Here is a 9,631-nt window from a genome sequence, read left to right as displayed (position 1 = left end):
CCGCCCATCCCGCCCCAGCAGGGCGCGCATCGCCACGCGGTCCTGGGCCACGTCCAGCCGCGACAGGATGACCTCCGGGGGCAGCCGCACGGCCTTCTTCGCGTTCGCGCGCTGATCCGCCAGTCCGGGGAAGCGCTCCGGCTTCACGCGCAGCCCCACCTGGAGCAGCGTCTTGCCCTTGCGCTTGGTCTTGAGCTTCGTCTTGCCGCTGCTGCCGCGGCCGTAGCGCTTGCGCTTCTGGACGTGCTCCACGACGGACAGGTGCAGGTGCGTGCCATCCGCGAAGCGGCCGTGCAGGGACAGCCACGCATCGGTGAAATCCTCGCAGTCCCACCGGCCCCGCTTGAGCTTGCCCACGCTCTTGCGCGCGTCATCCTCCGGCGCCAGGTCCAGCTTCACGTCCACGGGCGCGTTCGCGTCCAGGTCCACCTGGAAGCGCTGGAGCAGCACGGCCACCAGCCCGTAGCGGCGGTTCTCCAGGTCCGTGTGCTTCGAGCGCGCCCAGAGGATGCAGAGCGCGATGCTCGTCGCGAGAAATGCGGCGGACAGCAGCCACTTCAACAGGATGACGAACGAGATGCTGAGGCACACGAAGACGAAGGAGCCGATCCCCATCAAGATCCGCCTCCGCTCCGCCCACGCGTCCAGCGCCCCCAGCGTCTTCAGGTCCGCCAGCACCTCCGTCACCGGGGCGCGGGTTTCGTAGACATACGTCTTCTTGAATTCGGAGGTGTCGAGCGCCACGGTCGTGAGAGTAGAGATCCGCTCCCGGGCGGTCAAACCGACTGGCGACGTCCGCGCGCGGCCTGCAACTTCGCGCGCCGGCGGGTGTAGCCCAGCACCTGGTAGATGCTCAGGAGCATCATCGTCGCGGTGCGGGACGCGTCGTCCTTGGCTCCCGGTTCACGCTCCGCCCGCGCCACCCACTCGTCGGACAGCCGGGCGCGCAGAAGCAGCCGGCCCGAGGCGACGCGCACCCGCTCCAATTCGACCTTCCGGGGCAGGCGCGTGGCGGCGGTGGCGCGGACCTTGAGCCGCTCCAGGCCGGGGTAGCGCTTCGGCTTCACACGCACGGACACGCTCAACTGGGCGAAGCCCTTGCGCCGGGTCTTCGTCTTCGTCTTGCCGCTGGCGCTCGTCTTGGAGCGCTCGCGCTTCTGGAGCCGCTCCACCATGCGGATCCGCACGAAGGCGCCGTCCGCCAGCCGGGTCTCCAGCATGAACCACGGGTCGACGAAGAAGTCCGTGTTCCACCACCCCACCATGTCCTGCCGCACGCGCTTGTCGAGCACGTCCGGAGGGCGCAGGTCCAGCTTGAGCCGCACCGGCGCGTCCGGGGCCAGGTCCATCTCCAGACGCCGGAGCAGCGCCTGGGCCAGGCCGTAGCGGCGGTTGTCCAGGTCGCGCGGCTTGAGGGTGTAACGCCACAGGAACAGAAGGAGCCCCACGACGAGCAGCGACCCACCCACCACGCCCGTGACCTTGAGGAGCTGGGCACCCGCCTCGGTGATTTCATCCCGCTCCACGGTGCCCGCCCACACGCCGTAGGTCACGGCAGCCATCACCCCGCCCGGAAGCGCGGTGAACCACCCGGACCACGCCAGCGCGCGTCGCTGCCCTTCCGCGCGGGCGTCCAGTTGGGACAGGACCTCCATGTCCTCGAGCAGGTCCGGCACCGGCGCGCGGGACTGGTAGCGGAAGAGTTCGTGGAAGCGGCTGACGTTGACCGCCAAGGCGGTGGACTCCCTGCGATGCCCGTCGGGCGGACCCGTGCGCGAGCGTAGGGGCCTCCGGGCCGTCCTACCAGGGGTGAACCGCCGACCATGCAGGCAGGCCGAGCGCCGGGAAGGCCAGGACGTTAGGTAGGATGGGCGGCCCCAACGGCATGGAGCGCGAGGTGGACCGTGGATGAAGTGAGCCGGAGGGCAGCGCTGAAGCTCATCGCGGCGGCGGGTGTCACCACCGTCGCGGGGTGTTCACGCGGCTCGGGAAAGGCAGAGGAGTCGAAGATGAGTCAGCAGGCACAGCAACCGGAAGCCGTCGTCCGCGTGGATCCGCTCGGGCCGTCCCCCACCCCGTGGCGGACGCCGGATCCATTCCTCTTCTGCGTGCACCATGACGACCGCTACCCCCAGGGCAACGAGCGGCTGGGGCCCCAGGCGTCGCTCGCGGGACGGGACATCGGCCAGGACTTCGCGGGGCGGGACGGCTGGAACATGTACCACGGCACCGTGGTGCCGGGCTTCCCGCAGCACCCGCACCGGGGCTTCGAGACGGTGACCATCGTGCGCAACGGGCTGTTGGACCACTCGGACTCGCTGGGCGCGGCGGCGCGCTTCGGCGAGGGTGATGTGCAGTGGCTCACCGCGGGCGGCGGCATCAACCACTCGGAGATGTTCCCGCTGCTCAAGCAGGACCAGGGCAACCACATCGAGCTGTTTCAAATCTGGCTCAACCTGCCGCGCGCCAACAAGATGGTGCCCGCGCACTTCTCCATGCTGTGGAACCACGTCATCCCGCGCCACGTGGCGAAGGACGACGCGGGCCGCGCCACGAACATCACCGTGGTGGCGGGCAACCTGGGCGACATCCAGGCGCCTCCGTCGCCGCCCAAGTCCTGGGCCGCGAACGCGGACGCGGACGTGGCCATCTGGACGCTGAAGATGGAGCCGGGCGCGCGCTGGACGCTGCCGGCCGCGAAGCGCGGCACGAACCGGATGCTGTACTTCTTCCTGGGCGCTGGGATGAAGGTCGGCGGCCGGGCGGTGCCGGCGCGCAGCGCCATCGAGCTGCGCGCGGACGTGGACGTGGTGCTGGAGAACGGCCCGGAGACAGCGGAACTGCTGCTGCTCCAGGGGCGGCCCATTGGCGAGCCGGTCGTGCAGTACGGCCCGTTCGTGATGAATTCGCGGCAGGAGATTCAGCAGGCCTTCGCGGACTACCAGCGCACGGGCTTCGGCGGCTGGCCCTGGCCCAGCCACGACCCGGTGCACGCGCGCGAGGAAGGCCGCTTCGCGCGGCACGCGGACGGCCACATCGAAAAGCCGGCCTGATCAGGGTTTCTTCGCCTCGGCGCCCTCCCACTCGAAGCTCAGGGAGGGCGCCTTGGCGCTCCTGGCGCGACAGGAGGCCGAAGACCTCCTTGCCGCCGCGCAGGGCGCGCAGGTCCTTCGATGACATCTCGAACGTGACGTCGGAGCCGGTCACCATCCACGTGAGCGGCTGGGCATTGGGAGCGGGCGCGGCCGTGAGCAGCGCCACCATCCCCCCGGAGCTCATGAGCATGCGCGCCATGCTGCCCGAACTCCGGACCGCCCCGTTTGCCGCCGGGCCGCCGTCGCGGTAGCACCAGACCGTGGGCACCTCCGGAATCGTCTACGCGTCCTTCGACCGCTTCCCCGCGCCCAAGGGCGCCGCCGTGCACATCCGCGCCTTCGTGGAGGCCCTGGGCGCCGCGTTCGGCCCGGTGGACCTGGTGGCCATTGGCGACGCGCCCGGTACTCCCCCGCCTGCCCTGGGTCCCCACGTCACCTACCACCCGCTGGGTGCCCGCGGGAAAGACCTGGTCGCCCAGGCGCTGACGTTCCGCTCGCACCTGGGTGCGTGGTGGAGGGGCCGGCCGCGCGCGAAGGTCGTCCACGTCCGCTCCATCTTCGAGGGCTACCCCATCGCCCGGCGCAAGGCCGCCCTCACCGACGCGCTCGTCTACGAGGTCAACGGCCTGCCCTCCATCGAGCTCAAGTACCACCACCCCGATGTCTCCGATGACGCGGAGCTGATGCGCAAACTGCTCGCGCAAGAAGAAGCCTGCCTCCAGGCCGCGGACCTCCTCGTCACGCCCAGCGCCGTCACCGCCGAGCACCTGATCTCCCGCGGCGCGGATCCGAAGCGCCTGCGCGTCATCCCCAACGGCGTGGACCTGGACGTGTTCCGCTACGCCCCGCCGCGAGCCCCAGAGACCGGCCGCCCCGTGCGCCTGCTCTATAGCGGCACCATGACCGCGTGGCAGGGCGTGCACCACGCCATCGAGGCCTGCCGCCTCCTGCGCCGCGACCTGCCCGTGACCCTCACCCTCGTGGGCCCCCTGCGCAAGCACGCGCGCCGCGCCCTCCTGGATCGCTGCGGAGACCTCGTGCTCCAGGGCGCCGTCGAGATCCTCGAACCCCTGCCCCAGGAAGAGCTCGCCCGGCTGCACCACGCCTGCGACGTCGTGCTCGTGCCGCTGCCCGTGAACGACCGCAACTGCGTGCAGGGCTGCTGCCCCCTGAAGCTCATCGAAGCCATGGCCACCGGCACACCCGTCGTCGTCAGCGACCTGCCCGTGGTGCGCGCGCTCGCGGAAGGGACCGAGGCCTACCGCATCCGCCCCGGCTCGCCCAAGGCCATCGCGGAAGCAGTGAAGGACCTCATCGCCAATCCCGCCCTCGGCGCCGCCATGAGCGCCAACGCCCGCACCCGCGTGGAGCGTGAATTCCCATGGGGCCGCGCGCAGGAGGCGCTGGTGAACGCCTACTCGGACGACCTGGGCATCGCGCGCGTCAGCACGCGCGACAACACCGCCGCCTCCGCGTCCGCCTGAAAGCCCGCCTCGATTCGCGCGCGCGCCGCAGCCCCCAGCGCCGCGCGCTTCGCCTCCGGCATCCCCAGCACGTCCAGGCACGCCTGCCCCAGGTGGTTGAGCAGCGCCTTCTCCACGATGAAGCCATTCACCCCGGACTCCACCGCCTCCGGGATGCCACCCGCGTCGCTGGCGATGACCGGCCGCGCGCACGCCATCGCCTCCAGCAGCGCGTTGGGCATGCCCTCCCACAACGACGGCTGCAGATACACGTCACACAGCCGCAGGTGCTCCGCGATGAGCTCCGGGGACTCCAGCGCGCCGGAGATGATGATGCGCGCCGCGTCCTCCGGATGCTCCGCCCGGTAGGCCACCAGGTGCTCCGCATCCCGGGCGCGCACCTCGCCAATCACCAGCAGGCACGCGGGCCGCACGCGCCGCACCTCCGTGAGCGCGGACAAGAGGAACGGCAGCCCCTTCTTGTGGCGCAGCTCCCCGGAGAAGCCGAGCACCGCCTCGCCCGGCTGGATGCCCAACCGCTCGCGCAGGGCCGCGTCCGCCGGGCCCGGTGAGAACAGCGCAGTGTCCACCGCGTTGGGGATGACCTCCACGCCCGGGTCTCGGCCCAGCAGCATCGCCATCTTCCGGCCCAGGTCCGCGGAAGCGGCGGTGAGCACGTCCGCCCGCTGAATCGTCCAGAGCAGGCGGGCGAAGTCCCCCGGTGGGAACATCAGCTGATCCACGTCATTGCCCCGCGCGCTGAGGATGGACTTGAGCCCCGCGCTCTGCGCGAACACCACCGCGAGGAAACCCGGCGGGTACAGGTAGTGCCCCCACACCAGGTCGTACTTCCGCCGCGAGTGCAGGTGGCCGAGCACATCGAGCGTGTGCTGCATGGACAGGTCCGCGCTGCCGAACAACCCCAACCGGTGCAGCGTGACGCCCTTCGCGAACGGCGACACGTCCCCCGCGTCCGGCACCGTCTCCAGTGCCCCCGGCTGCGCCGTGCGGGTCCATGCAACCACGTCCACGCGTGCGCCCAGCCGCACGAGCGAGCCCGCGGTGCGCGCCCCGCTGCGCGCGAGCCCTCCGATGTCAGGGGGAAAGCGCTCGGCGAGGAGGAGGACGCGGGGACCGGAAGCCATGCCCTGAATCTACCCGTCCGCACGCGCCGGCGAGCGGGGAACCGCGAGGGATGAAACGCGGAAGGCGTCCCGTTGCAACGCGCAATCCATGACGCAACCCCCGCCTGAAACCCTCGCCCCGGACGCCTCCCCTTCTACCTCTGGAGCCAGGGGCCTCCTTGCCTCCCTGTGGCTGGCGGTGAAGGGCTCCACCGAGGACCTGGCCACCGGGCCCGTGGATCGCGCCTTCCTGCTGCTGTCCGTGCCCATGGTCCTGGAGATGGTGATGGAGTCCATCTTCGCCCTGGTGGACGTGCTCTTCGTGTCACACCTGGGCGCGGACGCCATCGCCACCGTGGGCCTCACCGAGTCCATGCTCACGCTCCTCCAGACCCTGCCGCTGGGTCTGTCCATCGGCGCCACCGCGCTCATCGCGCGCCGCATCGGACAGAAGGATCCTGAGCGCGCCGCGAGCACCGCGGTGCAGGCCCTGGGCCTGGGGCTCGCGCTGGCCGTGCCGCTGGCGTTCGCGGGCAGCTACTTCGCGCGTCCGCTGCTCATGGCCCTGGGCGCCGCGCCCGGCGTGGTCGAGCACGGCGCGGGCTACACGCGGCTGATGCTGGCCAGCTTCCCCATCATCATGCTGCTGTTCCTCATCAGCGCCATCCTGCGCGGCGCGGGGGACGCGGCCACGTCCATGCGCGCGCTGTGGCTGGCCAACTCCGTGAACATCGTGCTCGCGCCGCTGTTCATCTTCGGCCTGGGCCCCGTGCCCGCGATGGGCGTCACCGGCGCCGCGCTGGCCACCACCGTGGGCCGCTCCACCGGCGTGCTGTATCAGGTGTATCGCCTGCTCAAGGGCAGCGGACGTCTGGAATTGCGCCGCCGCCACCTGCGCGTGGAGGCGTCCACGCTGCGCTCGCTGCTCAAGCTGTCGGGAGGCGCCACGCTCCAGTCGCTGCTGGGCATGTCCAGCTGGCTGGTGCTGATGCGCATCGTGGCCACCTTCGGCAGCACCGCGCTCGCGGGCTACACGCTGGCCATGCGTGTCCTGCTCTTCGCGCAGCAGCCGTCATGGGGCCTGTCCCACGCGGCGGGCACGCTGGTGGGCCAGAGCCTGGGCGCGGGCGACACCGACCGCGCGGAGCGGGCCGCGTGGCGCGCCAGCTTCTACACGCTCGCGTTCCTGGGCGTGGTGGCGGTGGGCTTCCTCCTCTTCGCGGAGCCGCTCATCCACCGCTTCACCTCCGAGCCGGAGGTGGGCCTGCACGCCGTGCGCTGCCTGCGCATCGTCAGCTGCAGCCTGGCCCTCTACGCCTTCGTCACCGTGCTGCCCCACGCCTTCAACGGCGCGGGCGACACCACCACCCCCACCGTGGTGAACGCCCTCTTCTCCTGGGGCCTCCAGCTGCCGCTCGCGTGGGTCCTCTCCCATCCTTTGGGCCTGGGTCCCTCGGGCGCGTTCATCGCCATCGCCGTCACGTATGGAGCGCTCGGCCTGGCGAGCGCCGCCCTCTTCCGGCGCGGCGGCTGGAAGCTGCGGCACGTCTGAGACGGCTCTCCGCCAGCCGACAATCCACACGGTCCAGGGGCTGAGTTGAAAGCCCTCAGACAGGTGCCGACCTTCCACGAACTCTCGCAGCGAGCGGGCGCCCCAAGCGCCTCCATCCACGGCACTCCTGTCACCCCGGGGCGCCGCCGAAGTGTCGCCGCGAGAGCACGGGGCACAACGGTCGGGGAGGGGCATCACACATGGCGGGCAACGAGCGGTTGGGCGTGGCGGTGGTGGGACTGGGCGGCGCGGTGGCGACCACGGCGGTGGCGGGCATGGAGCTCCTGCGCCGGGGACGGGTGGACACGCGGGGCCTGCCCCTGGCGGACGCGAAGGGACTGGGGCTGGCGGAGTACGGCGAGCTGACCTTCGGCGGTTGGGACCTGTTCGAGGAAGACCTGGCGCACGCAGCGCGCAACCACGCGGTGCTGACGGAGGCGCAGTTGGAGGCGGTGGCGCCCACGCTGGGCCGCATGCGGCCGTGGCCCGCGGCCTCCAACGCGAAGTTCTGCAAGAACGTCGTGGGCACCGCGGAGAAGAAGGCGCGCACCCTGCGCGAACAGGTGCGGGCCATCCGCGACGACCTGGCCCGCTTCAAGCAGCGTGAGCAGCTGGAGCGCGTGGTGGTGGTGAACCTGGCCTCCACGGAGAAGGCCGTGGACCTCACCCGTCCGGAGTTCGCCACGCCGGAGGCCTTCGAGAAGGCCCTGGACGCGAACGACCCGGACATCGGCCCCGCGATGCTCTACGCGTACGCGGCCATCGTGGACGGCATCCCGTTCGCCAACTTCACACCCAGCGTCGCCGCGGACGTGCCCGCGCTGCTGCTCCTGGCGAAGCGCACCGGCGCGCCCATCGCCGGCAAGGACGGCAAGACGGGGCAGACGCTGCTCAAGACGGTGCTCGCGCCCGCGCTGCGCGACCGCGCGCTGCACGTGGACGGCTGGTACTCCACCAACATCCTGGGCAACCGCGACGGAGAAGCCCTCAACGACCCGGCGTCGAAGCAGAACAAGCTCGACACCAAGGGCGCCGCGCTGGACAGCATCCTTGGCTACAAGGTCCAGGACCACGTCGTCCAAATCCAGTACTACCGCCCGCGAGGGGACAACAAGGAGGCCTGGGACAACATCGACGTGACGGGCTTCCTGGGGCAGCCCATGCAGCTGAAGCTCAACTTCCTCTGCAAGGACTCCATCCTCGCCGCGCCGCTCGTCGTGGAGCTGGCGCGCACGCTGGACCTGGCCAAGCGCCGGGGCGAGTGCGGCGTCATCGACGCGCTGGGCTGTTTCTTCAAGGCCCCCATGTCGCAAGACGGCGAACCCGTGGAGCACGCCATGGCGGAGCAGCAGCGCCGCTTGATGGCGTGGCTTGGCGCGGGCCGCGCTCGGCAGGTGGAGCGCCTCCCGGAACGCATCAGGGGTTGAGCCATGAACGCACCCGCGCGTGACACGGCGTCCCCCGGCCGTCTGGCGGAGCTCCGCCCGCTCCTGTCGGAGCTGATGGACCTCAAGCGCATCCGCACCCCGGACCATCCGGACGGCCTGGCGGCGCACGGCTTCCGCCGGGCCTGGGCCGCGCTGGCCTCCGGCATGGACCCGCGCATCGTGGCGATGCAGGAGACGGCGCGCGCGCTGGCGGCGGTGCGGCTGGGCGGCCTGGACATGGACGTCCTCCAGCGGGTGGGGCTGTCCCCGCTGGACGCGACGCGGGTGCTGCACCGGGGCCTGGAAGCGGTGGCCGCGCCGCTGGACCCCGGCCTGAGGGAGCGGCTGTCCGTGGCGCTCTCCCAGACGCCGGAGGAGGCGTGTCACGCGCCGCAGCCCCTGTTCGTGGAGCGGCTGGTGCGCCAACCCCGCGCCGGGGCCACGTTCCCCGGCCGGCCGCGCATCCTCGTGTCACCGCAGGAGGGCCACGCGGACCACTGCTACGCGGTGGCGGTGGGCGCGGTGCTCGTCGCGCCCTGCTTCGGCGCGTCCCCTGCCCTGCCCTTCGTGGCGGGGCTTTCGCACCACCTCTTCAACGCGGCGCTGCCGGACGCGGGTTACCGCGGCGAGGCGCTGCTGGGGGACCTGCTGGAGCCCGTCATGAAGCGCCTCACGGAGGAGGCCCTGTCCTCGCTGCCGGAGCGGCTGGCCGGTGTCGTGCGGCAGGCGCTGGCGCTCACCGGCAACGTGGACTCGGCGGAGGCGCGCGCCTTCAACGCAGCGGACGCGCTGGACCGGGTGCTGGAGCTGGAGGCCCACGCCCGCGCGGCGGGCTTCACCCTGCGACAGGCGATGGAGGACCTGGAGCTGATCCACCCCGGCCCGCTCCAGACGTTCGGCAACGACGTCCTGCGCGACGCGGCGGTGTGGCCATGAGCCGGCGGCGGTTCCTCAACCTTCCCAACAGGCG

Annotated in this window: 9 protein-coding genes; 6 read left to right on the top strand and 3 right to left on the bottom strand. The window is 71.4% G+C overall.

Features of this window, described 5'->3' with window-relative positions:
- Both D7Y21_RS17195 and D7Y21_RS17190 read right to left on the bottom strand, forming a co-directional pair.
- Positions 1 to 744 (bottom strand): hypothetical protein (locus tag D7Y21_RS17195; protein ID WP_121714446.1); only part of this gene is annotated, 744 nt, incomplete at its 3' end.
- A gap of 32 nt (positions 745 to 776) precedes the next feature.
- On the bottom strand, positions 777 to 1,733 hold the full coding sequence (locus D7Y21_RS17190) for a hypothetical protein (protein ID WP_121714443.1): 957 nt from the start codon (positions 1,731 to 1,733) through the stop codon (positions 777 to 779).
- 276 nt (positions 1,734 to 2,009) lie between these two features.
- Here D7Y21_RS17190 and D7Y21_RS17185 point away from each other — a divergent pair, with 276 nt between their 5' ends.
- The 3 genes from D7Y21_RS17185 to D7Y21_RS17175 all read left to right on the top strand — a co-directional run bounded on the left by D7Y21_RS17185 (position 2,010) and on the right by D7Y21_RS17175 (position 4,579).
- Positions 2,010 to 3,053 carry a pirin family protein gene (locus D7Y21_RS17185; RefSeq protein ID WP_121714442.1) on the top strand — a complete coding sequence of 348 codons (1,044 nt, stop codon included), beginning with the start codon at positions 2,010 to 2,012 and terminating at the stop codon, positions 3,051 to 3,053.
- Positions 3,054 to 3,142: 89 nt separating this feature from the next.
- The gene (locus tag D7Y21_RS41810) at positions 3,143 to 3,346 is read left to right on the top strand and encodes a hypothetical protein (RefSeq protein WP_158619425.1); all 204 of its coding nucleotides are present in this window, start codon (positions 3,143 to 3,145) and stop codon (positions 3,344 to 3,346) included.
- 9 nt (positions 3,347 to 3,355) lie between these two features.
- A complete protein-coding gene (locus D7Y21_RS17175; RefSeq protein ID WP_121714440.1) occupies positions 3,356 to 4,579 on the top strand; it encodes a glycosyltransferase family 4 protein in 1,224 nt (407 codons plus the stop codon).
- Here the strand turns inward: D7Y21_RS17175 and D7Y21_RS17170 are convergent.
- The gene (locus tag D7Y21_RS17170; protein ID WP_121714438.1) at positions 4,510 to 5,703 is read right to left on the bottom strand and encodes a glycosyltransferase; all 1,194 of its coding nucleotides are present in this window, start codon (positions 5,701 to 5,703) and stop codon (positions 4,510 to 4,512) included. The two genes, D7Y21_RS17175 and D7Y21_RS17170, sit on opposite strands and share 70 nt — an antisense overlap.
- Positions 5,704 to 5,881: 178 nt before the next feature.
- Between D7Y21_RS17170 and D7Y21_RS17165 the strand changes: the two genes are divergently transcribed.
- From D7Y21_RS17165 to D7Y21_RS17155, 3 genes are all read left to right on the top strand, one after another.
- Complete coding sequence (locus tag D7Y21_RS17165) at positions 5,882 to 7,234, top strand: MATE family efflux transporter (RefSeq protein WP_233612138.1); 1,353 nt, start codon at positions 5,882 to 5,884, stop codon at positions 7,232 to 7,234.
- A 200-nt stretch (positions 7,235 to 7,434) separates the two neighbouring features.
- Positions 7,435 to 8,661, top strand: a complete 1,227-nt coding sequence (locus D7Y21_RS17160; protein ID WP_121714434.1) for an inositol-3-phosphate synthase — start codon at positions 7,435 to 7,437, stop codon at positions 8,659 to 8,661.
- Positions 8,662 to 8,664: 3 nt separating this feature from the next.
- Positions 8,665 to 9,597, top strand: a complete 933-nt coding sequence (locus tag D7Y21_RS17155; protein WP_121714432.1) for a hypothetical protein — start codon at positions 8,665 to 8,667, stop codon at positions 9,595 to 9,597.
- Positions 9,598 to 9,631 lie beyond the last annotated feature (34 nt).

The organism is Corallococcus sp. AB045 (assembly GCF_003668895.1).
Classification (GTDB): domain Bacteria; phylum Myxococcota; class Myxococcia; order Myxococcales; family Myxococcaceae; genus Corallococcus; species Corallococcus coralloides.
This window is presented reverse-complemented; position numbering and strand designations above follow the sequence as displayed.

What these genes read in the sequence shown, in the direction of transcription:
- D7Y21_RS17185 (WP_121714442.1), top strand. Translation starts at nt 2,010, where the DNA reads ATGAGTCAGCAGGCACAGCAACCGGAAGCCGTCGTCCGCGTGGATCCG.
- D7Y21_RS17170 (WP_121714438.1), bottom strand. Translation starts at nt 5,703, where the DNA reads ATGGCTTCCGGTCCCCGCGTCCTCCTCCTCGCCGAGCGCTTTCCCCCT.
- D7Y21_RS17160 (WP_121714434.1), top strand. Translation starts at nt 7,435, where the DNA reads ATGGCGGGCAACGAGCGGTTGGGCGTGGCGGTGGTGGGACTGGGCGGC.
- D7Y21_RS17155 (WP_121714432.1), top strand. Translation starts at nt 8,665, where the DNA reads ATGAACGCACCCGCGCGTGACACGGCGTCCCCCGGCCGTCTGGCGGAG.